Source organism: Dialister sp., from assembly GCF_047832375.1.
In the GTDB taxonomy this organism is placed as follows: Bacteria; Bacillota; Negativicutes; order Veillonellales; family Dialisteraceae; genus Dialister.
Map to the genome: position 1 here is coordinate 2442479 of NZ_CP181256.1, position 24751 is coordinate 2467229.

At 51.4% G+C, this 24751-nt stretch carries 23 protein-coding genes and 1 tRNA gene; 2 read left to right on the plus strand and 22 right to left on the minus strand.

The window, feature by feature from the left end; genetic code table 11:
* Positions 1 to 49: 49 nt before the first annotated feature.
* The 5 genes from ACFWUL_RS09750 to ACFWUL_RS09770 all read right to left on the minus strand — a co-directional run bounded on the left by ACFWUL_RS09750 (position 50) and on the right by ACFWUL_RS09770 (position 4122).
* Positions 50 to 664 carry a hypothetical protein gene (locus ACFWUL_RS09750; RefSeq protein ID WP_297041462.1) on the minus strand — a complete coding sequence of 205 codons (615 nt, stop codon included), beginning with the start codon at positions 662 to 664 and terminating at the stop codon, positions 50 to 52.
* 463 nt (positions 665 to 1127) lie between these two features.
* A complete protein-coding gene (locus ACFWUL_RS09755) occupies positions 1128 to 2264 on the minus strand; it encodes an ADP-ribosylglycohydrolase family protein (protein ID WP_416177136.1) in 1137 nt (378 codons plus the stop codon).
* A gap of 214 nt (positions 2265 to 2478) precedes the next feature.
* Positions 2479 to 2745, minus strand: a complete 267-nt coding sequence (locus tag ACFWUL_RS09760) for a DUF1294 domain-containing protein (RefSeq protein WP_416177137.1) — start codon at positions 2743 to 2745, stop codon at positions 2479 to 2481.
* 1 nt (position 2746) lies between these two features.
* Positions 2747 to 3067, minus strand: a complete 321-nt coding sequence (locus ACFWUL_RS09765; RefSeq protein ID WP_297022921.1) for a hypothetical protein — start codon at positions 3065 to 3067, stop codon at positions 2747 to 2749.
* 371 nt (positions 3068 to 3438) lie between these two features.
* Entirely contained in the window at positions 3439 to 4122 is a 684-nt protein-coding gene (locus tag ACFWUL_RS09770; protein WP_416177138.1) for a hypothetical protein, read from the minus strand.
* 2059 nt (positions 4123 to 6181) lie between these two features.
* On the opposite strand from ACFWUL_RS09770, the gene nrdD reads away from it, so the two are divergent.
* Both nrdD and nrdG read left to right on the plus strand, forming a co-directional pair.
* Positions 6182 to 8392, plus strand: coding sequence for an anaerobic ribonucleoside-triphosphate reductase (gene nrdD, locus ACFWUL_RS09775; protein ID WP_297022927.1), 2211 nt, complete (start codon positions 6182 to 6184; stop codon positions 8390 to 8392).
* Between the two features lie 341 nt (positions 8393 to 8733).
* Positions 8734 to 9288, plus strand: a complete 555-nt coding sequence (nrdG, locus tag ACFWUL_RS09780; protein WP_416177139.1) for an anaerobic ribonucleoside-triphosphate reductase activating protein — start codon at positions 8734 to 8736, stop codon at positions 9286 to 9288.
* Positions 9289 to 9531: 243 nt separating this feature from the next.
* Here the strand turns inward: nrdG and ACFWUL_RS09785 are convergent, their stop codons facing one another.
* The 17 genes from ACFWUL_RS09785 to wecB form a co-directional block, all read right to left on the minus strand.
* Positions 9532 to 11292 (minus strand): carbon starvation protein A, encoded by a 1761-nt coding sequence (locus ACFWUL_RS09785; RefSeq protein WP_297022933.1) that lies wholly within the window; start codon positions 11290 to 11292, stop codon positions 9532 to 9534.
* 107 nt (positions 11293 to 11399) lie between these two features.
* Positions 11400 to 11987 (minus strand): hypothetical protein, encoded by a 588-nt coding sequence (locus tag ACFWUL_RS09790; RefSeq protein WP_416177140.1) that lies wholly within the window; start codon positions 11985 to 11987, stop codon positions 11400 to 11402.
* A gap of 1616 nt (positions 11988 to 13603) precedes the next feature.
* Positions 13604 to 13927, minus strand: coding sequence for a thioredoxin (trxA, locus tag ACFWUL_RS09795; RefSeq protein WP_416177141.1), 324 nt, complete (start codon positions 13925 to 13927; stop codon positions 13604 to 13606).
* 331 nt (positions 13928 to 14258) lie between these two features.
* Positions 14259 to 14777 (minus strand): nitroreductase family protein, encoded by a 519-nt coding sequence (locus ACFWUL_RS09800; protein ID WP_416177142.1) that lies wholly within the window; start codon positions 14775 to 14777, stop codon positions 14259 to 14261.
* Positions 14778 to 14957: 180 nt separating this feature from the next.
* Positions 14958 to 15033, minus strand: a tRNA-Ala gene (locus tag ACFWUL_RS09805).
* Positions 15034 to 15387: 354 nt separating this feature from the next.
* Complete coding sequence (locus ACFWUL_RS09810) at positions 15388 to 16077, minus strand: hypothetical protein (RefSeq protein WP_416177143.1); 690 nt, start codon at positions 16075 to 16077, stop codon at positions 15388 to 15390.
* A 93-nt stretch (positions 16078 to 16170) separates the two neighbouring features.
* The gene (locus tag ACFWUL_RS09815; RefSeq protein ID WP_416177144.1) at positions 16171 to 16590 is read right to left on the minus strand and encodes a F0F1 ATP synthase subunit epsilon; all 420 of its coding nucleotides are present in this window, start codon (positions 16588 to 16590) and stop codon (positions 16171 to 16173) included.
* A gap of 3 nt (positions 16591 to 16593) precedes the next feature.
* Positions 16594 to 18027 carry a F0F1 ATP synthase subunit beta gene (gene atpD, locus ACFWUL_RS09820; RefSeq protein ID WP_296098117.1) on the minus strand — a complete coding sequence of 478 codons (1434 nt, stop codon included), beginning with the start codon at positions 18025 to 18027 and terminating at the stop codon, positions 16594 to 16596.
* Positions 18028 to 18062: 35 nt separating this feature from the next.
* Complete coding sequence (gene atpG / locus ACFWUL_RS09825) at positions 18063 to 18941, minus strand: ATP synthase F1 subunit gamma (protein ID WP_416177145.1); 879 nt, start codon at positions 18939 to 18941, stop codon at positions 18063 to 18065.
* Positions 18942 to 18946: 5 nt separating this feature from the next.
* Positions 18947 to 20491, minus strand: coding sequence for a F0F1 ATP synthase subunit alpha (gene atpA, locus ACFWUL_RS09830; protein ID WP_416177146.1), 1545 nt, complete (start codon positions 20489 to 20491; stop codon positions 18947 to 18949).
* A gap of 19 nt (positions 20492 to 20510) precedes the next feature.
* Entirely contained in the window at positions 20511 to 21050 is a 540-nt protein-coding gene (locus tag ACFWUL_RS09835; protein ID WP_416177147.1) for a F0F1 ATP synthase subunit delta, read from the minus strand.
* A 2-nt stretch (positions 21051 to 21052) separates the two neighbouring features.
* Entirely contained in the window at positions 21053 to 21547 is a 495-nt protein-coding gene (gene atpF / locus ACFWUL_RS09840; RefSeq protein WP_416177148.1) for a F0F1 ATP synthase subunit B, read from the minus strand.
* Between the two features lie 36 nt (positions 21548 to 21583).
* Positions 21584 to 21835 carry a F0F1 ATP synthase subunit C gene (atpE, locus tag ACFWUL_RS09845; RefSeq protein ID WP_416177149.1) on the minus strand — a complete coding sequence of 84 codons (252 nt, stop codon included), beginning with the start codon at positions 21833 to 21835 and terminating at the stop codon, positions 21584 to 21586.
* A gap of 125 nt (positions 21836 to 21960) precedes the next feature.
* Positions 21961 to 22623 carry a F0F1 ATP synthase subunit A gene (gene atpB, locus ACFWUL_RS09850; protein ID WP_297021947.1) on the minus strand — a complete coding sequence of 221 codons (663 nt, stop codon included), beginning with the start codon at positions 22621 to 22623 and terminating at the stop codon, positions 21961 to 21963.
* 42 nt (positions 22624 to 22665) lie between these two features.
* Positions 22666 to 23046: a hypothetical protein gene (locus ACFWUL_RS09855; protein WP_416177150.1), complete on the minus strand. Its 381-nt coding sequence runs from the start codon at positions 23044 to 23046 to the stop codon at positions 22666 to 22668.
* A gap of 1 nt (position 23047) precedes the next feature.
* Positions 23048 to 23287 carry an AtpZ/AtpI family protein gene (locus ACFWUL_RS09860; protein WP_297021953.1) on the minus strand — a complete coding sequence of 80 codons (240 nt, stop codon included), beginning with the start codon at positions 23285 to 23287 and terminating at the stop codon, positions 23048 to 23050.
* A gap of 87 nt (positions 23288 to 23374) precedes the next feature.
* Complete coding sequence (gene wecB / locus ACFWUL_RS09865) at positions 23375 to 24517, minus strand: non-hydrolyzing UDP-N-acetylglucosamine 2-epimerase (RefSeq protein ID WP_416177151.1); 1143 nt, start codon at positions 24515 to 24517, stop codon at positions 23375 to 23377.
* Between the last annotated feature and the right edge of the window lie 234 nt (positions 24518 to 24751).

Genomic DNA, 24751 nt, shown 5'->3' on the forward strand with positions numbered 1-24751 from the left:
GTCCTCCCCCATAACCGGATCATCCATGTTTCTGTATTTCATCAGGACTTTAACCGAAAAGATAATCCAAAGCGTCCCAGGGCGAAGGGAACTCCTCCACCCAGCAGTCCCCATGGCTGTTGTCCATGGCTCCCCAGGTTCCATTCTCTTTATTTCTGTACAGCAGCCGGGTCTTCACCGGCTCCTGCCCGGTTGGGCATTTCCAGATGCGTTTTTCCTCCCATGCAAGCCAGGCCTCCAGAAACTGATGGGCCCTCCTTCGGCTGACCACATGAATGAGACTATCCTCCTTTGGATACGGTCCTTGTTCTCCATAGATTGCATCGAGTCCATGAACCGTATCGTATAGAAGATGGGTCATTCTCCATGCTGCCCGCTTAAGATCTTCCCTGGCCTGGTCCATGTCTTCCAAAAGGGCCCGTACATCCGTGATAATCTCTGTTTCCCGTACTTTCCTTATTACATAGTCATTAAAATTATAATTTTCAATCCATTGTACCAGATTTTGTGCCATTTTCTTCATGAAAATCCCCATTCCCCTGTTCTTCGCAGAGACCTCCAGGGTAATGGGAATCAGATTTCCACCATCTGTCATATAATGGATAGAAATGCCGATGTCCCCTTCTCCAATCTCCTGAAAAGATACAGCTCCCCGTCCGTCCATGGCCCACTCAATCAACTGCCTGACCATTTCCCTGTTTATAGTGCCCGCCTCCCTGCCATTGACTTCACTACCTCCATATAAAAGGTGATCCGATCATAGATCGATTAAATGCAAATAGCAAGGGGGGTAGGAAAAATACCATGTATAGCCATCAAGCATACAAAATGGATTTTTTAACAGTTTATGTCATAAATACAAGGCCACTGACCGCTGTCAGGAAAGTCAATCAACAGCACTCTTACTGTTACCCATGCCGTAGGCTGACCAGCTTTCCTAGCTGCTAGCAGCTAGAAGCTAGAGGCCCCCATCCGTTCAGACGTCCACCCAGCCACAAAACCGCCGCAGGCTGATCCGCTCAAGGCTCAAGGCTAAAAGCTCAAGGCCCCATCCGTTCGCATGCGCTTAGCCATACAGCGCCAAACCAATCAAAAACCCCGAAGAGATTACTCTCTCGGGGTTCTTCTTATTTCACAACTTTCTGGGGATGGTACTTATTGTACACATAGAACAGCTTATCCGCCATGAAGGAAACCACTTCATTTCCTTCCAGTATATCCGCCCAGTATTCCGGCAGGAAGCCCGTACCGAAACGAACACCTTCCATGGCGCCGGTGACTACGGCGGTGGTACTGCTCTTTCCGCTGTGGTTGGCAGATACGATGAGGGCATCCAAAGGATCATCCACGGCCAGTGTGCAGTACACCGCAATGGCCAGGGCCTCTTCCGCATTGCAGCCGCTGCCCAGGGAGGAAATGCTGTCAATATGGTCCCAGGTCCCTGTCTTTCCGGCGGGATGGTTATTGGCCTGTTCTTCCGCCGCTCCCAGCAGGGAGAGGATGGGATCGGTCTTATGCATTTTTCCCAACAGGGTCTCCGCCCGCTCCAGTGCCTTCGGCAGGGTAAGACCAAAGGCGAGGCAGGCAATGATGGCTGCCAGGCCGCCGGCGGCGTAGTAAGCCACCGGGTTCGAATGGGAAAGGGCTGCCGTCTTCACCGCTTCATCGAAGGCTGCCTTGCTGTCCCCTGCAAAGAGGAGACCAATAGGGATCGCCCTTGCCAGGGCGGCGCTTCCCTTGCTGTCATTGACTTTGACCTTTGTGGATCCCCGGCTGTCTTTGGAAAAGGCGCCCAAAAGTCCCTCTTCCGGATTTCTCCGGGCATGCATGAATTTTTCCCGTAAAAGGCAGAATTCCCTCTCGTGGGGCTGCCGTCTCATCCAGGTCCTCTGTCCCCGCCGGGGCTCTTCCCCGGTCTGGCTGTAGTACCAGCGCATGTAGCCCCGATAAATGCCATCCACCAGATCCAGTTTCTTTGCATCCGCCCACAGGATCCCATCGATCGTAGCCAGTATCATCTGTGTGTCATCAGAAATGGGTGCTTTCCTTCCATTTTTGGAATCCCGTACCAGCGTCCTGAGTCCAAAAGGTCCAAATCTGTGCTGAATACGACCTACGGAGAAACTCTGCAGCGGATACCCCAATGCATCCCCGCAGGCACTGCCGTACAGGGCGCCACGAAATTTTTCTATGTCCGCCATGCTCTCCTCCTTTTCTTCAGTACCAGGTCCTTCCTGCTTGCCGGCGGGTGATGTCCTTCCCATTTGTCCCTCTCCCGCTGGAAAAGAAAAGTTTCTGCAAATCCAAATACTTCACAGAAACTTTTACTCACTCAGTCAGGATGACCTACTCCTGAATCTTATCCTTTTGTCATTATTATAGCATATTTCTATAGTTTTATTAAACAATCAAGTGGAAAAAGTATGCAAGGTAACCATTGTCGTATATGCATTATGGAGAGCCCCATCAGCAACGATTTCACCCTGCCAGGATGGCGAAAAGGGACGCCGCAATTTCCAGAGTCCCTATGGCCGGCACACCGTAGACAAATTTCTTGTGCCGCGTCTTGTGGTGGAAATAATGCATACCCAGGAAGGCCCCCAGGAAACCGCCGGAAAGTGCGGAAAGGAGCAGGGTCTTCTCGGAAATCCGCCACCGTCCATGGATGGCCTTCCACTTGTCCAGCCCGAAAAGGCAAAAGGCCAAAAGATTCACAGCCAGGAAATAAAGGAAACAGTCCCCCATACTACTCTCCGCAGGTCATAAGGTAGTCGGACACCGCTTTATCCAGGTCGTCCAGGAAATTCTTATCCGGCGGCATGCTGGCAATCATGGAGAGAGTGTCATTGTTCGTCCGGTATACCAGGCTTTTCACAATGCTGCACCAGACTCCATGGATCTGCAGGAGCACTTCCCTGTTTCCCGGCGATGTCTCCGCAAGGCGCCGGATGCTTTCGCAGAGATTCCGGAAGGCAAAGGCATTGAACTCTTCCCGGTCCTCCAGGTACCAGGTAAAGCTGCCATTTGCTTTTTTGTAATTGTCATACAATACCAGTTTCGATTCCATAGGAAAACCTCCTGAATGATAGTGAAATAGTGGAACAGTGGGTTAGTGGGACAGGGAGACAGTATGAAAAAGCTCTAATTCCAAAAGTTAGGAGTGAGAAGTGAGAAGTGAGGAGTGAGGAGTGAGGAGTGAGGAGTGAGGAGTGAGGAGTGAGGAGTGGTGGTGTGCCGCATCAAATTATATGGCGGCACGAGATTTTATAAAACATCAAAACTCTGCCCAAGTATTGAGATTGGGATGATAAGATAAACGATTTCCAAAACCTTGGACAGGAATATAATACAGCGGCGCTATATGAATTGTGCGCCGCACCTTCACTCCTGACTCCTAACTCCTCACTAACTGCCAATTCATATTTTACCGATTTGAAACTACTTTCCCTCCCCCAAAGAGAACCATTTCACGGTTTCTTTCTTTTTATTTTCTCCGCAGAAATAAGCGGTGCCTTTCATTTTTCTGAAAGTCTTATCGCCGGTATCCACGATGTCCCCATTTGCTACGGGAGGATAGAGTCCATCCACCGGGACCAGTTTCTTTACGATGGTCTGCCCCGTTCCATCATCTGCGGCAAAGTAGATCGGGAGAAGTCCCTTCGGCCCCTTCTTTCCCCTTTCCGGCAGGAAAAAGGTGCCCGGGAATCCCATGATTTCCTGGCCCACCGTCCATCCTTCCTCCGAAGGACTGAGAACCAGGAGCATGGGACTCCCCTCTTTATCGGTATAAGGGCTTGAAAGGAGAACCAGGGCCTCTTCCTTTCCATCCCCATCGAGGTCCGTGAGGCAGGCGGTGTAAGTCATATCACTCCTGTCCATGGTGGAATCGGAGAAGTAAGAAACGAGGGCCTCCCGGATATCCGGATGCTCTTCCTGCAGGGAACACTGCCGCTTCACCTTCTTCGGCAGCCACCCCTCCCCCGCCGTTGGAGCGGCAAGGGCCAAAGTCTCCACCACTTTCCCGTCTTTTTCCACAGACACCGTGGAAATGTCCTCTGCCCCTATGGAAAGGGGCACAAGCAGCAGCAGTCCTGCCGCCAGGATTTTACATATATGGGTCATTCATTCCCTCCGAAAAGATAGTTCTTTTCTTTATTATACCCCATGGAGGAGGGATAGGGAGCAGGGGAACGGCCAAAGGCAGGGGGACAGCAAAGACTTCAGAAGCCAGACAGTCCGATGGCAGACATGACCGGCAGCTTTTCGAGTTGTAACACCTTCACTGGCATTCACCGGAAAGATTTCGTGGCTCCTCGAAGCTGTAGCGATTTTTATCAGTAGAACCATATGGCATGTCCACACCCCTCGAAATGACGGGGCCAGTAATCAAAAAAAGCGGCGCTATCCAATTTGTGCGCCGCCACAACCACCTCGGCCAAAGGCCGTTCCCCTTGAGCCACCTTGCCCGAAGGGCATTACCCCTCAGCCACCTTTCCATTCCCATCAATCCATCCTGCGGCTTTGCCGCGCCCCTTCTCTAAGGGGCTGCATGCTGCCGGTTATCTCACCTGTTAAGAAAACCGGTAAGCAATTTCCCCCTTGCTGCAGCTCTCTTCAAGAGCCTGCATGCTGGGGATAGTGGAGACTTCAGGCGCCAGGCAAGCAGACTTCAGACAGAATCAGCGGCGGAGCTGCAGTCAAGTCTCATAAGGCGACGCTATATGAATTGCGCGCCGCCACAACCACCCTGGCCGAAGGCCACAGCCTTGCCGACAGGCAGAGCCTTGTCCACAGGACAGAGCCCCGGCCCTTCTCCAGAGGCCAGCATGCTTACGGGTATCCTCACCTATTGAGAATACCGGTAAGCGAGTGCCCCCTTAGAGAAGGGGGCAGCCCAAAGGGCAGGGGATGGATCCGCCTCGCAGAGGCGGGACCTGCGAAGCAGGAGGCAAAAGCAGAATTGAGTAAAGAGAGGTGAGGCTCCGCGGCGTTGCCGCATCCATCCTGCGGCTTTGACGCGGGCCGTTTGGCCTAATAGGAAGGCGCTTTTATGGGCAGGCTAAGCGCCTTTTGTATTTCAGGCCAAACTTGGAAGTCCTATGCAGGACTTCCATCTCTAAGGGGCTGCATGCTAGCGGGTATAGAAAAATAGCGGCGCTATATAATTTCTGCGCCGCCCCCTTCCCCTCAGCCACTTTAGTCACCTCAGCCACCTTTCCATTCCTATCAATCCATCCTGCGGCTTTGCCGCGACCCTTCTCTAAGGGCCTGCATGCTTGGGGATAGTGGAGACTTCAGACGTCAGACAAGCAGACAAAACTGGCAGCCTTTCGAGTGGTAACACCGTCACAGGCATTTATCCGGGAGATTTCTCGACTCTCTCTCACATACGATTCTTACATGTACCTTCATTCCGGCGCTTACCACCGCTCGAAATGACGTTAGGGGGAAGTATTATCACCGGATGGAATACGGCATTTCTGAAAAATGATGGATCCCGTAATCAAAAGCCGGCGCTATATTATTTCTGCGCCGCATCCTCCCCCTCAGCCACTTTAGTCACCTCAGCCACCTTAGTCACCTTTCCATTCCCATCAATCCATCCTGCGGCTTTGCCGCGCCCCTTCTCTAAGGGGCTGCTTGCTGAGGATAGTGGAAACTTCAGAAGCCAGACAATAAGACATCAGACAGAATCAGCGGCAGAGCCGCAGTCAGGCCTCCTAAAGCGGCGCTATTCAATTTGTGCGCCGCCACCACCACTCCTCACTCCTCCCTCCTCACTTTCCAGCCACCTCAGTCACCTCAGCTACTTTTCCCTTTCAGCCATTTTCCTCCCATCCACTATCCCCATGAAAAAGCAATTACAATTTCCTTATAGATACATATAGAAAAATTTCATAGTGGGTAGTCCAAACAGGTTGAAAATAATCTTTTCTTCATTTTTCAGCCAATATCAGTCTTTTTCGAGATAGTTCAATAGCAAACATAAGGTTAGTGGCCTATGGTGACAGTTTCTGTCTATTCCCTTTTCTCTCCAATTGGTGTATGATAATCACCGGCACAAGATATTGTGTAGTTGCTACTGGCAAACACACAATATTTTGTATAGTTCGCATAATATCGAAAAATCAACGCCAATTGCGCAGAAATCATAGAAGTGCCTTACAGGGGAGTGTTTAGTATGGAAAACAGGGACCAGATGAGTGAAATTCACGTCAAAACGAATGTAATCAAGAGAAACGGCCAGGAAGTGTCTTTTGATATTACCAAGATCATCAACGCCATCGGCAAGGCGAATAAGGAAGTGGAATCCATCCACCAGATGAATGAATTCCAGATTCGCGCTGTGGCAGATATGATTGCCAAGAAAATTGCTTCTTTCCCCCATGCAGTAAACGTGGAAGATATCCAGGACATGGTGGAAAAGGGCATCATGGAAATGCGGGGTTACGAAGTAGCCCAGAAATATGTGCGCTACCGGTATAAGAGAGAAATCTCCCGCAAGAGCAACACCACCGATGACGGCATCCTGTCCCTCATCGACCTTTCCAATGAAGAAGTGAAGCAGGAAAATTCCAATAAGAACCCGGTCATCAATTCCACCCAGCGTGACTACATGGCCGGCGAAGTATCCAAGGACCTCACAAAGCGTCTCCTGCTGCCGGAAGATATCGTGAAAGCCCATGAAGAGGGGATCATCCATTTCCACGATGCCGATTACTTTGCCCAGAGGGAACACAACTGCGACCTCATCAACCTGGAAGACATGCTGCAGAACGGCACCGTCATCAGCCAGACCCTGATTGAGAAGCCCCATTCCTTCTTCACCGCCTGCAACGTAACCACCCAGATTGTGGCACAGGTAGCATCGAACCAGTATGGCGGCCAGTCCTTTACCCTGGCCCACCTGGCTCCCTTCGTGGACGTGAGCCGCAAGAAGATTACAAAGGAAGTCATGGAAGAACGGAAAGAAACCGGCGAATCCATGGATCCCGCTATCATTGAAAAAATCGTGGAACGTCGGCTGAAGGAAGAAATCAAATCCGGCATCCAGACCATCCAGTACCAGCTCATCACCCTCATGACCTGCAACGGACAGGCTCCATTTGTCACCATGTTTATGTACCTGGACGAAGTACCGGACGGACAGACCCGGAAGGACCTGGCCATGATTATCGAAGAAGTGCTCCGCCAGCGCATGCAGGGCGTGAAGAATGAAAAGGGCGTATGGATTACCCCTGCCTTCCCGAAGCTCATTTACGTGCTGGATGAAGACAATATCCACGATGATTCCCCCTACTACTACCTCACGAAGCTGGCTGCGGAATGCACAGCCAAGAGAATGGTGCCGGACTACATTTCCGCCAAGATCATGAAGCAGATGAAGAACGGCGATGTGTATCCCTGCATGGGCTGCCGCTCCTTCCTCACCCCGGACACCGAAGGTCTGGGACCCAAGGGCCAGCATAAGTACTACGGCCGGTTCAACCAGGGCGTGGTCACCATTAACCTGGTAGACGTTGCCTGCTCCTCCGGTGGCGACATGGATAAGTTCTGGAAAATCCTGGAAGACCGCCTCGAACTTTGCCACCGGGCTCTTCGCTGCCGCCATGAACGGCTGCTGGGCACCGTATCCGATGTGGCACCGATTCTCTGGCAGTACGGCGCACTGGCCCGCCTGAAGAAGGGTGAAACCATCGATAAGCTCCTCTTCAACAACTACAGCACCATTTCCCTGGGCTATGCCGGACTCTATGAAATGTGTGTCCGCATGCTGGGTGTATCCCACACCACAGAAGAGGGCCGCAAGTTTGCCATGAAGGTCATGCAGAAGCTGAACGATAAATGCGCGGAATGGAGAAAGAAAGAAAATATTTCCTACTCCGTCTATGGCACCCCCATGGAATCCACCACCTACAAGTTTGCTAAGTGCCTGCAGAAGCGGTTCGGCATTATCCCCGGTGTGACAGACAAGAACTACATCACCAACAGCTACCACGTCCATGTGGCAGAAAAGATTGATGCCTTCCACAAGCTGAAATTCGAATCGGAATTCCAGAAACTTTCCCCCGGCGGCGCTATTTCCTACATCGAAGTGCCGAACATGCAGACCAATATCCCCGCTGTCCTCACGGTGATGAAGTACATCTATGAAAACATCATGTATGCAGAATTGAACACGAAGAGCGACTACTGCATGGTCTGCGGCTACGACGGCGAAATCAAGATCGTGGAAGATGAAAACGGCAAGCTCGTCTGGGAATGCCCGAACTGCGGCAACCGGGACCAGCACAAGATGAGCGTAGCCAGAAGAACCTGCGGCTACATCGGCACCCAGTTCTGGAACCAGGGCCGCACCCAGGAAATCAAGGACAGAGTACTGCACCTGTAAGACCAGAAAGCTTTCATCCCAAATTCCTGATACTTACTCCGGCCATCAGTTAGGAGTGAGAAGTTAGGAGTTAGGAGTTAGGAGTGAAGGTGCGGCGCACAATTCATAAAGCGCCGCAAATTATAAATACATAACCAGCCCCCACTGGCAACTGCTGATGGGGGCTCCCTATTGGCACCGGAGCAGGTCCGCTTTGCGGCAATGGAATTCTTCATGCGGCGCATCTTTTTATCCGCGCCGCATCCAACACTCCTCACTCCTCACTCCTCACTCCTCACTTTTATCTCTGACCTTACTTTAGAGCCAATGTCCCCTTCCCTATAACTACAAAAGGAGTTTCCATGAAATACGCTAACTTTAAACAATACGACATCGCCAACGGACCGGGTATCCGGTTCTCCCTCTTCGTTTCCGGCTGCACCCACCACTGCAAGGGCTGCTTCAACCCGGAAACCTGGGATTTCAACTATGGCAAGCCCTTCACGAAGGACGTGGAAGATTTCATCCTGAAGGAAGTGGGCCATGAATTCTACGAAGGCATGACCCTCCTGGGCGGGGAACCGATGGAACCTGTGAACCAGAAGGGACTTCTCCCCCTGGTAAAGCGGTTCAAGGAAATGTATCCCCAGAAGACCCTCTGGTGCTTTACAGGCTACCTCTACGACCGGGACCTTCTGGGCCACTTCGCCAAGGTCATGCCGGAAACCATGGAGCTCCTGAAGCGCATCGACGTCCTGGTGGACGGGGAATTCATGCTGGACAAGAAGGATGTGACCCTTCTGTTCAAAGGTTCTTCCAACCAGCGCACCATCGACGTGCCCAAAAGCCTGAAGGCAGGAAAAATCATTACCTGGGATCCCGGAGATACCAGCATGTCCCCAAATTCGAAGATTTGAGCATAAAAAAGCACCCCGCAGGGGTGCTTTTTTAGCATGCTAACGTTGAGAGTCACTGGAGCGGGGGCTTCTAGCTCCCAGCTGCTAGCTTTCAGGAAAGCTCTACAGCCTACGTCATGAATTCTGTCCGGTTCTACCCGATTGGAAAGCGCCGCAGGCGAACCAGCTTTCCTGGTTGCTAGAAGCTAATAGCTAGAAGCTCCACCCCATTGACTCTGCCCGTCAGCGCTCAATCCCAACAACTCAGTCTTCTAAGTCATCCAGGACGGGGATTTCTTCTTCCTTTTCCACACGGGCCATCTTCCGCTGGCGGAAAATGGTGCGGCAGCCTTCCGCTGCCAGCTCCAGGGCCAGGCAGATGAGGAGGATGCCGATACCCGCCTGGGCATAGGGGCCCCAGTCAGTGGCGCCATTCATGATCATGAGCACCTGGTTCCGTACGATAATGGCCAGGGAACTGATGGTAACCACCATCATGAAGGCCATGGGGAACAGGAACATTTTGTTATTCTTCCCCGCATTGCCCAGCCAGGTCGCCACGGCCAGGAGGCCGATGCCCGCCAGCAGCTGGTTTGCCGCGCCGAAGAGGCCCCAGATCTTCATGAAACCTCCCATGCCCAGCATGATGCCGAAGAATACGGTAATAATGGTGGCGAAATAGGGATTCACCATGATTTTCTTAAAGGTGCCGTCAATATCCTTCGGGGTCTGTCCCGGTTCCAGCCAGAATTCCTGGAACATGAATCTGGCCAGCCTCGTTGCCGTATCGAGGGATGTGAGGCAGAAAGCTGAATAGGTCAGCACCAGCAGGGTGTACATGCTCGTTTCCAGGGAAGCCATGCCGGGGATGGCGCCGATCATGGCAGCAATGCCGCCGGCAAAGATATCGGTGGCTCCTTTGATATGTCCTGTCTCCCGGGCATAGGCAATGGCGCAGAGGGTAATAATGGCCAGCACGCATTCCAGCAGCATGCCGCCGTAGGCGATGGGCTTGGCATCGGACTCTTTATCCAGCTGCTTCGATGTGGTGCCGGAGGAAACGAGGGAATGGAAACCGGAAATGGCGCCGCAGGCTACGGTGGTAAAGAGGATGGGGAACAGGTACTGGACGCCGTTGCCGTTATCCACGGAGAATCCGGTGTACGCCGGGAACAGGTCCGGGTTAATATCCGGATGGGCCCCCACAATGCCCACCACCGCCACAATGAGCATGGCGTAGAGAAGGAACGAGGACAGGTAGTCCCGGGGCTGCAGGAGAATCCACACCGGCGTTACGGAGGCGATGGTGATATAGAGACCGATGAGCCACATCCAGGTGGTGGTGGAGAAATAAAAGGGATGGAAATTCATACCGATGGCCATGCAGATGACGATGGCCGCTACCCCAAGGATAGTGGACGCCGCCATGCCCGTATGCCGGCGGTAGACGGCAAAGCCGAAAACAATGGCTACCGCTATAAAGAGCATGGATACCATGGCCACAGAGGCCTGGGTGGCGCTCTTCGCTTCATTCACTACCCCATTTTCATAGACCGCACCGAAGGTGGAGGCCACGATGGCTGCAAAGGCCGCCACCACCAGAATCAGGGTGAGATAGGAAAAGATAATGAAAAGCTGTTTTGCCCGTTTGGACATGTTGGCAGAAATGATTTCACCGATGGACTGGCCATTGTGGCGGACCGAGGCAAAGAGGGCGCCGAAATCATGGACGCCGCCGAAGAAAATACCTCCCACCAGCACCCACAGGGTCACCGGCAGCCATCCGAACATGGCCGCCCCGATGGGCCCCGTAATCGGTCCTGCACCGGCGATGGACGAGAAATGGTGGCCCATGAGCACCGGCGCTTTAGCCGGTACATAGTCCACCCCATCTTCCATGGTGTGGGCCGGGGTGGGGATGTCTCCTTTTCCGACGCCCCATTGCTTCACCAGCCACCGGCCATAAAAAATGTAACCACATAACAGAATCACTAAGCAGATAGAAAGCAGTACCAGGGTATTCATACATGGTCCCCCCTTGAACAAATAGAGAGTGAGTAACTGAAATGGCTAATATGAAACAGGCATTGACTGCCAATCGTTATGCAGGTAAATATCCAGAGCGGTGGGGATCACGCTTCTTTCTCCAGGAGACTGGTCTTGGCAAAGACCTGGCGCAGCCCCTTTTCCATACATTTTCCGGCCCGGTTGAACCGGAATCGGCCGGTAGCAAGGTCCAGGGCTCCTGCATGGATTTCCATCCACCCGTGGAAGGAATAGAGGAAGGTCCTGTAAAAACGACAGGCCTCCAGTTCCTTTGCCGCCTCTTCGTCCATGGAATCGCAGATAAAGATGGGGGACACATAGGTATACATGTGGCCGGAACCGATATGGGCCATATCCATCCCCGCGTCCCGGGCATAGTCCCAAAGCTCCCGGAACAGGGGCACCGTCAGATGGGGCACCGTAAATACAAAGAGGAACTCCTCCTGCGCCGTACTCCAGAGGGTGGACGAATGAAAAAGGAAATACTTTTCCGCCCTTTCATAGTATTCACAAACCGCAGCGAGCCGGGCCTTCCCGGAAAAGAAGGGCCTCTCCATATGGACAGCCTCCCGGAATCCCGTTTCCTCCTCCTTTCCTCCATCAAATCGGGTAATCGTGTAATAACGGCGGTATCCGGCCAGGAGCCGTTCCACCGCCTCCTCCCTTTCTCCCATAGTGCCTCCTTTCATGTAAAAATGTAATCCGTAAAAAACATTATGTAATGGTGTTTGTTTAAATATACTCTATTTGTAGAATTTTCTCCAATAGAAGAAACTCATAGAGATTGCAAAGGATAATGAGATGCACTTATAGGAGATGCAATAGATCAGTGAGGAGTGAGGAGTGGTGGTGTGCGGCGCATCAAATGGTAGAGCGCCGCGAAATATAGATGCCTATTCCGCGGCAAAACCGCATCCATCCTGCGGCTTTGCCGCGCCCCTTCTCTAAGGGGCTGCATGACAGGAAAAGAGTTGAGAGTTGAGAATTGATGTTCAGCAGCGAAGCCTCAAAAAGCTGCATGCTATTGGTCATCTCACATGTTGAGAAAATTGGTAAGCAAGTTCCCCCTTGGAGATGGACATCCTGCATAGGATGTCCAAGTTTGGCCTGAATACAAAAGGCGCTTAGCCTGCCCATCAAAGCGCCTTCCTTTTAGGCCAAACGGCGGACGGCCAAAGGCCGGGGGATGGATCCGCCTCGCAGAGGCGGGACCTGCAATAGATAATTCAAACCAATTTCATGTCTGTCCATTCTCCCCCCTTGGTGCATGCAACCCTCTTCAAGAGCCTGCATGCTGGGGATGGTGGAAACTTCAGAAGCCAGACAATCAGACAGAATCAGCGGCTTCGCCGCAGTCAGTCTTCATAAGGCGGCGCTATTCAATTTGTGCGCCGCCTCCTCCCTCTCAGCCACTTTAGCCACCTCAGTCACCCCAGCCACTTTCCTCCCATCCATCCTGCGGCTTTGACGCAGCCTTTCGCGTGGTAACACCGTCACAGGCATTTACTAGAAAGATTTCTCGACTCCTCGAAGCTGTAGCGATTTTTAGCAGTAGAGCCATATAGCATGCCCACACCGCTCGAAATGACGGGGGCGGTAATCAAAAAAGGCGGTGCTATTCAATTTGTGCGCCGCCACAACCACCTCGGCCGAAGGCCGTTCCCCTTGAGTCACCTTGCCCGAAGAGCATTACCCCTCAGCCACTTTTCATACGAAAAAAACGATTTCAATTCTACGATTTGTGTCTCCGTCATCTGTGCGCCGCCGCCACCACTCCTAACTCCTCCCTCCTCACTCCTCACTTTTTCCCCTCAGTCACTTTTTCCCTTTCAGCCACTTCATTCCTTCCGGTCAATTTCTTCTTTTCTCCAGTACGATTTTAGTCATTCCTATTATCATTTAGTACTCTTCCAACGCAAAAAAACTCCTGCCAGTGGGGAAACTGACAGGAATTTATGGAGAGAGGGTAAATTATTATCAAGAAAATCCAATATCAAAAAGATAAGAAAGAGCACACCTCCTTTATCTACCACATCACCGATATTTCCTGTCTTCACGGGGAATTGAATCCAGGAAAACGATGAATGTTTTCAGTTGACCGCCGGTCAACTTATGTTCATATTATAGCACCTTTTTCCCAAAGTGCAAGTACTTTAAAATAAATTTATTTTGTTTATTTTTATTAAACGTTCAATGAAATATCGTTATATATTCCATGGTTTAGTTACCGAAGGTAAAATAAAAAGGGACCGCCCTTTAGCGGTCCCTTTGACTATGGATCTGCGAAAATTTACTGCATCATAGATTCCAGCTGGTTAATGAATTCTTCCTGGGGAATGGCGCCAATCATGCGGTTCACTTCCTGGCCATCCTTGAAGAGAATGATGGTAGGAATGGACATGATGTCGAACTGTCCTGCCAGTTCCTGCATTTCATCGACGTCTACTTTGCAGAAGTGTACCTTATCTCCCAGTACCTTTTCCGCATTTTCCATGACCGGAGCCATCATACGGCAGGGGCCGCACCAGGTGGCCCAGAAGTCGATGAGGCTGTAACCTTTATGGTTCGTAATTTCATTGGCAAACTGTTCATTGCTGTGGATTTCAGTAATCATAAATATCGCTCCTTATCTGTATCATCAGATTTAACTCTTTCGATGTATTTATTATATCATAAACCGTCTATCGCGCAAGGAGTAAATTGATGGACTTGAATATTTCAATTGAGAGGATAGATTTGAGATTTGAGAGTTGAGAGTTGAGGTCCCGCGGCTGTGCCGCAAAGGTCCAGCCTGCGGCGCTTCTAATGGCTCAGTTCCGCTGCGGGACCTCAATTCTCTTTCCTCAAATCTCAAATCTTTCCGTGAAGCCAGCAGCCCAACGCAGTTGCCTCCAACCGGCAGTACCTGAAAAGCAGCCGGACAAGTCCGACCGCTTTTTCTTTTCTTATTTCTTATGTTTCCCGTAAAGGTCGTAGGAAACGGCCTGTTCATCGTAGTGGTTCATGCGCACTGGCTGCCGTGCTGCATAGCCCACGGCGATGATGCAGAACGGATCCAGTTCATCCGGGATATCCAGGATATGGCAGAGATGGACTTTCCTGTCCTGGTAGGGGTACACCTGCATCCAAAGGGTGGACAGGCCCAGATGCTCCGCTTCGACGAGAATATTCTGGGCTGCTGCGGCGCAGTCGAAGGACCATTCCTCCGGGAAGGAGATGCCCTCTTTCTTGCCTACAATGACAATGGCTGCCGATGCCTTCCGGGCAGGGCCGGCGATGATGCTGTTATGGGAAATGGCCTTCACCAGGTCTTCCCGGGTAACGATGATGAAATCCCGGGATTTCTGGTTGCCCACAGCCCTTGCCTGCATGCCTGCTTTCACCAGTGTCAGCAGCTGGTCATCGGGAACCGGGGTAAGTTCCTTGAAATAGCGGCAGGTACCTCTTCTGAAAATTTCGTCCATGGTTCTTCCTCCTTCATAGGTTTGTAATGTTATTATAGGATATCTGTGTAATATGTTACGCTCCCCATTCAAAGAAGGGGGCTTCTCTATTTATATTTATTATATCATAGTGCCATGGGAGAACTTATAGGAACTACAAAAAAGGATACCCATGACCTGTCATGGATATCCTGCCACTTCTGGTGGAGCATAGGGGGATCGAACCCCTGACCTCAAGATTGCGAACCTTGCGCTCTCCCAGCTGAGCTAATGCCCCGTTACGTTTATATATTGTACCCCTTTGGGCAGGGAGTTGCAATAGTTTGAGAACTTGGGAATTGAGTCTAATTGAGAACTGTAGTTCCGCCCCTTCGGGGCGAATCCATCCCCTGCCCTTCTGGCCGCCCCCTTCTCTAAGGGAGCACTTGCTTAACGGTATCCTCAATAAGTGAGATTATCCATCAGCATGCAGGCCCTTGGAGAAGGGCCGCGCCAAAGGCGCAGGATGGATGCGGCTTTGCCGCGAGATAGGCATATATACTTAGCGGCGCTCTACAATCTGATGCGCCGCACCACCATTCCTCATTCCTAAGTCCTAATTCCTCATTTTATTGCGCCGCACATTCACTCCTCAATTCTCCAAGGTTTTCTTTGCGTTCTTGCAGAACCGGTCCACGATACGGTCGTAGACGGCAGTGGGATTGCTCTCGGAGCCCCGAACCCGGCTGTCTTCGCTGGTGGCTACCAGTTTTCCTGTCTTCACGTCGTACCATTCAAAGGTCACTGCCACGGAAGCACAGGGAACGTAGTAGGATGGTACGTATTCCGGGAAGGTTTCTGTGCGGTAGAATTCATGCCAGTGGCCATCCCTGTCTCTCCAGGCATCCCGTACCTCCACGTCCCGCCATTCCGTATGGGCGGGAACCAGGTAGGAATCCACCTGCCACAGGGTAAGTTTCGGATAGATATAGATGTCTGCTCCTTCCGCCTCTTTGGGCACAATGGACGATGGCTGGTCTTTGACTTCCGTAGAAACTGCTTCCGCTGCCAATGTTTTTATGGATTCCGGTGCCGGCTGGGCGGCGAGGACCCTGGGGCCCTTGATTTTTGATACCCTTTTATAGAAATCCTCTTTCAGCTTCATGTCCCGGGCTTCACTGGTAATCCCGGACTCCGATGTATCCATGGCATCGATGTAGATGGTCTTCACACCTTTGAAGTCATAGGTACTGTCTTCCCAAGAAGTATAGTCTGCAAGGACCGTGGGCAGTGAGAAGAACAGAAAGATGGCAGCTATGAAGGCTATGATTGTCTTTTTCATAAGGTCTCCTTTCTCTCTCCTTCCCCTATTGTACCATGGTCTATGGAATAAAAAAATCCGCACCCATAGGGTACGGATTTTTTATGGACCTTATCAAAGGCTGTTTGTCGCTTTCAGCCGGGTAATGGCACGGAGAAGGGCGAGTCTTGCCCGTTCCACGTCGAGGTCTTCTTCGTGGCGGGCCAGTCGTTCTTCAGCGCGCTTTTTAGCGGCCTGGGCACGGGCTACGTCAATGTTTTCCGCCAGTTCAGCCAGCGGGGCAATGACATTGACCTTGCTGTTTTTGGTTTCAAGGAATCCGCCAAAAACCGCAATCCGTTCCTCTTTGTCTGCCTTTTTCACGCGGACTACGCACATTTCAAGGGCAGCAGCCAGGGGAAGGTGCCGTTTCATGACAGCGAATTCGCCGTCTTCTGCACGGGCAACCACCATCTCTACGCCGTCATCTTTGTAGATGGCGCCGTCCGGACTGATGACTTCCACATGCATGGGATTCGTAAGGGTATCAGCCATGGCTTATTCCCCTTTCTTCATCTTTTCAGCCTTTTCGATTGCTTCATCAATGGTTCCCACCATGTAGAATGCACCTTCCGGAAGGTCATCATGCTCGCCTGCAAGGATCTCCTTGAAGCCGCGGATGGTTTCTTTCAGTGGTACATATCTTCCCGGGGAGCCTGTGAACTGTTCAGCTACGAAGAACGGCTGAGACAGGAATCTCTGAATCTTTCTGGCACGAGCAACGATCAGCTTATCATCGTCGGAAAGTTCTTCCATACCGAGAATGGCGATGATATCCTGCAGTTCTTTGTAACGCTGCAGAATAGCCTGTACGCCGCGGGCCACTTCATAGTGTTCCTTACCGAGGACGTTGGGGTCCAGGATACGGGAGGTGGAGTCCAGCGGATCTACGGCCGGATAAATACCGAGTTCTGCAATGGAACGGTTCAATACGGTGGTAGCATCCAGGTGGGTGAATACGCCTGCCGGAGCCGGGTCGGTGAGGTCATCGGCCGGTACGTAGACAGCCTGTACAGAGGTAATGGAGCCTTCCTTGGTGGAAGTGATTCGTTCCTGCAGTTCGCCGATATCGGTAGCCAGGGTTGGCTGGTAACCTACGGCGGATGGCATACGGCCGAGCAGTGCGGATACTTCGGAGCCTGCCTGTACGAAACGGAAAATGTTATCTACGAAGAGAAGCACGTCCTGGTGTTCTTTATCACGGAAGTATTCAGCCATGGTCAGACCGGTGAGGGCAACTCTCATACGAGCTCCCGGCGGTTCGTTCATCTGGCCGTATACCAGGGCAACCTTGTTGAGGACGCCGGAGTCTTTCATTTCGCCCCAAAGGTCGTTGCCTTCACGGGTTCTTTCGCCTACGCCGCAGAATACGGAGCAGCCGTTATGTTCAGATGCCACGTTGTGGATCAGTTCCTGAATAAGGACGGTCTTGCCTACGCCTGCACCGCCGAACAGACCGACCTTACCACCTTTTGCGTATGGGCAGATGAGGTCGACGACTTTGATGCCGGTTTCGAAAATTTCAGCTGCCGGGGACTGGTCTTTGAAGGCCGGTGCCTGGCGGTGAATCGGCCAGAAGTCATCGGATTTAACCGGTGTGGGGTCCTTATCTACGGTCTGGCCTAATACGTTGAAAATACGTCCAAGGACGCCGTCGCCTACCGGGGTAGCAATTGCACGGCCGGTGTCGACAGCTTTCATTCCACGTACCATGCCATCTGTGGAGCTCATGGCTACGGTGCGGACAACGCCGTCACCCAAGTGCTGCATGGTTTCACAGATAACATCTACAGGAACGCTGCCTTTTTCGTCTTTTACATGGATTGCATTATAGATGGCAGGAAGTTCTTTATCATCGTCAAAAGCGATATCGACAACGGCGCCGATGACCTGGACGACTTTACCTACCTGCATCTCCTGTTCATTTGCCATGAAGAAGCATTCCTCCTTGATTAGATTATGCGGGTTTATTCAAGCGCAGCTGCGCCGCCGACAATTTCGGAAATTTCGTTGGTAACCTGGGCCTGCCGTGCTTTGTTGTACGAAAGGTTGAGGTCTGCGATTCTTTCGGTTGCGTTGTCGGTTGCAGCGGACATGGCAGCCATACGGCTTCCCAGTTCGGAAGCAGCAGACTGGAGCATGGCGTTGTATACCTGCACCTGTACATATTCAGGAAGCAGTTTGGAGAGGACCTTGTTTGCGTCAGGGAGGAACATGTATTCATCGCTGGCAGAAGATTCTTCCGCTGCTCCTTCTGCCTCTGCGGCATCAGGAGTTTCAATCGGCAGAAGCCGGTCGCACCGTACCTGCTGGCGGAGGGCAGTGATAAATTTCGTGTAAATAAGATAAACTTCATCCACGTCTTCATCAACAAAGTGTTTCACCATTTCTTTGGCGATGTCGATGGAGTCCTGGGCCGATGGTTTATCAGAAAAGCCGAAATGGTAGGATGCCAGTTCATAGCCACGGAATTTCAGGAAATTTCTTCCCTGTTTCCCACACATATAAATGCTGTAGCTGGCCGGATCCTTACCGGAGATTTCCTGTATGGTCCGCTTCATAACGTTGGAGTTATAAGCGCCGGCAAGGCCTTTATCAGAGCTGATAATGAGATAGCCGACCTTCTTCACCGGTCTCGTTTCGAGAAGGGGACTGGTGAAGCCTGGGGTTACGGAAGAAGCCCGGCGCAGAAGTTCTCCGATTTTTTCAGCATAGGGACGGGAGCCGTTTGCCTTTTCCTCTGCTTTGCGCAGGCGGGCAGCGGCTACCATCTTCATTGCTTTTGTGATCTGCTGGATGTTGGTGACAGACTTAATGCGCCCTTTTATATCACGCGTACTTTCCAATCAGATCACCCCTCTTTCTTTTCCGGCTTTTCTTCAGATTCAGCTGCTTTGTAGCGGTCTTTGAATTCAGCGATGGCATCTTTCAGTCTGGCTTCGTTTTCGTCGGTCAGTTTCTTTGCCTTCTTGATGTCTTCGCCAACTTCCGGATGGCTGCTGTGCATGAAATCAATGAACTTGTGTTCAAAGTCCACGACCTGGCTGACTTCGATGTCGTCCAGGGCACCTTTAACAGCGATGTAGATAGCCAGTACCTGGTCTTCGACGGGGTACGGGGTGTACTGCGGCTGTTTCAGGATTTCCGTGGTTCTCTGGCCGCGGTCGATCTGTGCCTTTGTGGCAGGATCCAGGTCAGAACCGAACTGGGCGAATGCTGCCAGTTCGCGGTACTGGGCAAGGTCCAGACGGAGGGTGCCGGCAACCTGCTTCATGGCTTTAATCTGGGCTGCGCCGCCTACACGGGATACGGAGAGGCCGACGTTGATAGCCGGACGTACGCCGGAATAGAACAGGCCGGTTTCCAGATAAATCTGGCCATCGGTAATGGAAATAACGTTGGTAGGAATGTATGCACCTACATCGCCTGCCAGGGTTTCAATGATCGGCAGTGCGGTGATGGAGCCGCCGCCCAGGTCATCGGAGAGACGGGCTGCGCGTTCCAGCAGTCTGGAGTGCAGGTAGAATACATCGCCCGGATATGCTTCACGTCCCGGTGGACGACGGAGCAGCAGGGACATGGCACGGTATGCCACGGCGTGCTTGGAGAGGTCATCATAAATGATGAGGACATCTTTGCCCTGGTGCATGAAGTATTCTGCAATGGATACGCCGGAATAAGGAGCCAGGTACTGCATTGGGGAGCCTTCGGATGCGCCTGCATGGACGATGATGGAATAATCCATGGCACCGGCAGATTTCAGTCTGTCGTATACACGAACTACGTTGGAGTTCTTCTGGCCGATGGATACATAAATACAAATTACGTTCTGACCCTTCTGGTTCAGAATGGTATCGATACCGATAGCTGTTTTACCGGTACCACGGTCGCCGATGATCAGTTCGCGCTGGCCGCGTCCGATCGGAACCATGGAGTCGATAGATTTCAGACCTGTCTGCAGGGGGACATTAACCGGCTGTCTGTCGGCAATTCCCGGTGCCTTGATTTCAATGTCGCGGAATTCTTTGGTCTTGATATCGCCTTTACCATCAATTGGCTGGCCCAGTGCATTGACAACGCGTCCGATGACTGCGTCGCCTACCGGTACCTGCATCAGGCGGCCCGTTCTCTTGACAGTATCGCCTTCCTTAATGGTTTCGGAATGACCCAGGAGTACGGCACCTACGTTGCTTTCTTCCAGGTTCAGGGCCATGCCGTAAACGCCGTGCGGCAGTTCAAGCAGTTCGCCGGCCATGCAGTTCTGCAGGCCATAGATATGGGCAATGCCGTCGCCGACTTCAAGAACCGTACCAACTTCATCGACATTGAGGTCTACTTTGTAGTTTTCAATCTGTTTTTTAATGACAGATGTAATTTCATCTGAACTGATTTTCATTTCCTATAAGTCACCTCAATTATTGCATCATTTTCGCTTTCAGTGTATCCAGCTGCCGGGCAACGGAGCCATCGATGAGACGGTCCCCCACCTGGACGGTAAAGCCGCCAATGAGCGCTGTATCCACCTTCTGCTTCAGGATAATCTTCTTTCCGGTAATTTCGGAAATCTTATCCTTCAGCGCTTCAGCCTGGGATTTGCTGAGCGGAAGAGCAGATGTAACAACTGCTTCTTCTACACCCATGCCTTCATGAGCCATGGCCACGTAGTAGTCGACCATCATCGGGAAAACTTCGAAACGGTCTTTGTCCATAACTACATAGCAGAATTGCAGGACAACCGGCTGCACCTTGTCTGCAAATAATTTCTTTAACGTATCTTTCTTGACATCCCTGTGAAGCAGAGGATGATTCAGAAAATCCTTGAGGTTCTGATTCTTGCGGATGGCATCCGCGATCAGCACCAGGTCTTCTTCTGTCTGTTTCAGGCTGTTCTGTTCGGCAGCGATTTCATAGATAGCACGTCCGTACTTTTTTGCAAGGATTACGTTCTTATCCATGATTACTTACCTGCTTTGCGGGCACCCAGCTTGGCGATGCTTTCCGCAATGAGCCGGTCATTGGTTTCCGGCGTCATGTTTTTGCTGATGATCTTAGCTGCAATATCGCAGGAAAGGGCAGCAACCTGAGATTTCAAATCATCAAGAGCATCCTTGCGTTCTCTTTCAATCTGTTTGGCTGCGTTGTCTTTTTCCTTTTCAATCGCATCATGGGCTTCTTTAATCTGGGCATCTGCCTGGACCTTGGCTTCCTTCACTGCCTTGTCGACAATTTCCTGGGCCTTGGCCTGTGCGTCGCGGAGCTGCGCTTCATAGGATTCTTTCAGCTTTTCAGCGTCTGCCTTGGATGCGGCAGCAGAATCCAGGTCATTCTTAATGCGGTTCTTACGTTCATCGAGAACTTTCAGTACCGGCTTGTAGCAGAAGTGACCGAGAATTGCACACAGAATAACGAAGTTGATGATCTGAATCAGCAGTGTACCATTTAATTCTACCAATTCGATCCCTCCTTAAGGTAATATTATTGGCTAATATTATTTAAGGAATGGGTTAGCGAATACGAGAACCAGTGCGATAACGATAGCAATAATCGGGATAGATTCGATAAGGCCGATAGCAACGAGCATGTTGGTGAACAGCTTGCCTGCCATTTCCGGCTGACGGGTCATGCCTTCGAGAGCATGGGAAGCAGCTTTGGTATCGGAGAATGCTGCTGCAATGGAAGCAAGGCCAGCAATGAATGCTGCTGCGATAAGGGAATACTGTGCGACGATTGTCTGATCCATAATAATAATTCCTCCTGAGAATCAATTAAAATTTTGCCGGATGCGGACGGTGCCGATTTTGACCAGCCGTTTGGACGGGCGGTGCCGTGCCGTTTAATAAAGAGCGGCGCTCTGCTCCACCGGAATCAAAGACTTTCCTTCATGTACACGGAAGCAAGGGTGGTGAAAATGTATGCCTGGACCGCACCGACAAACAAGCTGAAGGCAATCCAGATCATAGGTACGAACCACGGGCAGAGGAAATACAGAATTTCCAGCAGGATTTCACCGGCCAGGATATTGCCGAATAGACGCATAGCCAGCGTAACCGGCCTTGCAATCTCTTCGATCAGGTTCATCAGAACGAATACCGGGAACGGTTCAAAGAAGTGCTTCAGCCAATGTCCTACACCCTTATTCTTGATGAAATAGAAGTGAAGGAGCAGGGAGCTGGCGATAGCCAGGCCCAGCGTGGTATTCACATCATTGGTTGGAGATGCTGTCAGGTGTTCTGTAGGCAGAAGGCCGATCTGGTTCGCAGTAAAGATGAACAGGAAAAATGTCAGAAGAATATTGACGATCTGACGGTATTTCGGTCCCAGGTTGCTGCTGAACTGGTTGCACAGACCTTCGATGAGCCATTCAATCATGTTCTGCCAGCCGCCGGGAATCAGTTTCCTGCCCCTGGTAGCAGCAAAGACACAGATGAAAACGATAAGGGCTGTAAGCCATGTAGTGAAAATCGTGTCCATGTTGACAGACATGCCGAAGAGCTGCTCTACAACGTGTGTACCTGTGTGCAGATGCATAATCTCACCCCCTCTCTCTTACAAGGATGTCAAGAAAAGATTCTATTCCTTAATTAAACCGACCATGCGCTCCACAAGGCTCGCAATGGGCAGTGTAAGTAAGCCACCTAAAAAGGCAAGTATATCCAGCGGGCTGAAAATAACCGCAAGGGCAGCGAGTATTTCCAGAATGAACCGCATGGTAGTGAAGATAAATAGATGCTGTCCGATAAATTCCGGCTCCCTTTCAGCTTTGACCCACTGGTTAAACTTGACCAGAAGAAATTTATAGAAAAGTATATGAAAAAGGCTCCCCAAAGCCCAGGCAAGGCCATAGGTCCATCCTTTCCACACGAAGAGGATCACTGTCCCCAGTACACAAAAAACCAGCAGATATTTTGTAATACGAACTGCATAATTTGGAAATGTAAGATCAAATTTCATGCTATTTCTTTCCCAAAATCTGTTTGATTACAGAATACATACCGGAAGCGGCACCAATGATGGAAAACGCAATGACACCAAGAGGAGAAGTACCAAAGAATTCATCGCACTTCACGCCCAGCCAGATGCCGATGCCTATGGAAACGAGGATGGTAAGACCTGCCCCTGATGCCACCGCGATACTATGCAGCGGATTAAAATCATCGGCCGGCGCTTTCTTCCTGTCCTTCCCCTTTTCCATGTCCCCTCTCCATCATTTGCATTTACAAAAATGGGCACGTTAAATACAAAATTGCATTTATACTGCTACAGTATACCATAACGATTGTCACTTGGCTATAAATTTAGACGGTTTTTTGTCACTAATTCCTTCAATCCACAAAAGGGCATCCACGATGCGTTCGGCGGACTTGCCATCGCCATAGGGGTTCACCGCTTCTGCCATGGACTTGTATTCTTTCTCATCGGTGAGGAGCTTGTACGCCGTTTCAAAGACTTTTTCCTCATCGGTACCTACAAGGCGGACCGTACCGGCGTCCACCGCTTCCGGCCGCTCCGTGGTATCCCGGAGCACCAGCACCGGCTTGCCGAGGCTCGGCGCTTCTTCCTGGATTCCGCCGGAATCGGTGAGGACGATGGCGCTTCGGGCCATGAGGTTCGTGAACGGTTCATATTCCATAGGTTCCACGAGGTGGATTCCCGGCACCCCTTCCAGTTCTTCCGAAACCGCTTCCCGGACGAGAGGATTCCGGTGCACCGGAAATACCACTTCCGTATCCGGCACCGCTTCCACCAGCCGGCGGAGAGCCCGGTACACGTGGTGCATGGGGTCCCCCAGGTTTTCACGGCGATGGGTGGTAACGAGGATAACCCGCTTATGTTCCTCAATGGATTCGATTTCCGGATCCTCAAAATGGTAGTCCTTCTTCACCGTATGGAGAAGGGCATCGATGACCGTATTGCCTACGACGAAAATGGAGCTGTCCTTCTTGTTTTCCCGAAGGAGGTTCTGCCGCGCCGTTTCCGTGGGGGCGAAGTTCACATTGGCCAGGACCCCTGTGAGCTGGCGGTTCGCTTCTTCCGGAAAGGGGGAAAGGAGATTTCCCGTCCGGAGTCCCGCTTCCACGTGGCCCACTTTGATCTGCTGGTAAAAAGCAGCCAGGGCTGCGGTAAAGGTGGTGGTGGTATCGCCATGGACCAGTACGTAGTCCGGCTTTTCCCGCTTCAGCACCTCTTCCAGGCCCCGGAGCACCCAGGCGGTGATATCGTAGAGGGTCTGTCCGCTCTTCATGATATCCAGGTCATAGTCCACGGGAAGCTTGAAAAGGTCCACCACCTGGTCCAGCATTTCCCGATGCTGGGCAGTGAGGCACACCTTTGTCTCGATTTCCTTGTGCTTCAGCAGTTCCTTCACCACCGGCGCCATCTTGATGGCCTCCGGCCGGGTACCAAAAATCGTCATTACTTTCATGATGTATTCCTCTCTTACTATATAGATATTGGGAATGAGTGGTTAAAAGATCAGTGAAAAGAGAAAAGTTAGGAGTTAGGAGTTAGGAGTGGCGGTGTGCCGCATCAAAATTATAGAGCGGCACAGATATATATATCCAGCGGCGAAGCCGCAATCATATAAATCCGCGGCGCTTTCATATTTTGATGCGCCGCACCTGCACTCCTCACTCCTCACTCCTCCCTCCTAACTTTC

What these genes read in the sequence shown, in the direction of transcription:
- ACFWUL_RS09750 (WP_297041462.1), bottom strand. Translation starts at nt 664, where the DNA reads ATGGACGGACGGGGAGCTGTATCTTTTCAGGAGATTGGAGAAGGGGAC.
- ACFWUL_RS09755 (WP_416177136.1), bottom strand. Translation starts at nt 2,264, where the DNA reads ATGGGAAGGACATCACCCGCCGGCAAGCAGGAAGGACCTGGTACTGAA.
- ACFWUL_RS09760 (WP_416177137.1), bottom strand. Translation starts at nt 2,745, where the DNA reads ATGGGGGACTGTTTCCTTTATTTCCTGGCTGTGAATCTTTTGGCCTTT.
- ACFWUL_RS09765 (WP_297022921.1), bottom strand. Translation starts at nt 3,067, where the DNA reads ATGGAATCGAAACTGGTATTGTATGACAATTACAAAAAAGCAAATGGC.
- ACFWUL_RS09770 (WP_416177138.1), bottom strand. Translation starts at nt 4,122, where the DNA reads ATGACCCATATATGTAAAATCCTGGCGGCAGGACTGCTGCTGCTTGTG.
- nrdD (WP_297022927.1), top strand. Translation starts at nt 6,182, where the DNA reads ATGGAAAACAGGGACCAGATGAGTGAAATTCACGTCAAAACGAATGTA.
- nrdG (WP_416177139.1), top strand. Translation starts at nt 8,734, where the DNA reads ATGAAATACGCTAACTTTAAACAATACGACATCGCCAACGGACCGGGT.
- ACFWUL_RS09785 (WP_297022933.1), bottom strand. Translation starts at nt 11,292, where the DNA reads ATGAATACCCTGGTACTGCTTTCTATCTGCTTAGTGATTCTGTTATGT.
- ACFWUL_RS09790 (WP_416177140.1), bottom strand. Translation starts at nt 11,987, where the DNA reads ATGGGAGAAAGGGAGGAGGCGGTGGAACGGCTCCTGGCCGGATACCGC.
- trxA (WP_416177141.1), bottom strand. Translation starts at nt 13,927, where the DNA reads ATGATTACTGAAATCCACAGCAATGAACAGTTTGCCAATGAAATTACG.
- ACFWUL_RS09800 (WP_416177142.1), bottom strand. Translation starts at nt 14,777, where the DNA reads ATGGACGAAATTTTCAGAAGAGGTACCTGCCGCTATTTCAAGGAACTT.
- ACFWUL_RS09810 (WP_416177143.1), bottom strand. Translation starts at nt 16,077, where the DNA reads ATGAAAAAGACAATCATAGCCTTCATAGCTGCCATCTTTCTGTTCTTC.
- ACFWUL_RS09815 (WP_416177144.1), bottom strand. Translation starts at nt 16,590, where the DNA reads ATGGCTGATACCCTTACGAATCCCATGCATGTGGAAGTCATCAGTCCG.
- atpD (WP_296098117.1), bottom strand. Translation starts at nt 18,027, where the DNA reads ATGGCAAATGAACAGGAGATGCAGGTAGGTAAAGTCGTCCAGGTCATC.
- atpA (WP_416177146.1), bottom strand. Translation starts at nt 20,491, where the DNA reads ATGAAAATCAGTTCAGATGAAATTACATCTGTCATTAAAAAACAGATT.
- ACFWUL_RS09835 (WP_416177147.1), bottom strand. Translation starts at nt 21,050, where the DNA reads ATGGATAAGAACGTAATCCTTGCAAAAAAGTACGGACGTGCTATCTAT.
- atpE (WP_416177149.1), bottom strand. Translation starts at nt 21,835, where the DNA reads ATGGATCAGACAATCGTCGCACAGTATTCCCTTATCGCAGCAGCATTC.
- atpB (WP_297021947.1), bottom strand. Translation starts at nt 22,623, where the DNA reads ATGCATCTGCACACAGGTACACACGTTGTAGAGCAGCTCTTCGGCATG.
- ACFWUL_RS09855 (WP_416177150.1), bottom strand. Translation starts at nt 23,046, where the DNA reads ATGAAATTTGATCTTACATTTCCAAATTATGCAGTTCGTATTACAAAA.
- ACFWUL_RS09860 (WP_297021953.1), bottom strand. Translation starts at nt 23,287, where the DNA reads ATGGAAAAGGGGAAGGACAGGAAGAAAGCGCCGGCCGATGATTTTAAT.
- wecB (WP_416177151.1), bottom strand. Translation starts at nt 24,517, where the DNA reads ATGAAAGTAATGACGATTTTTGGTACCCGGCCGGAGGCCATCAAGATG.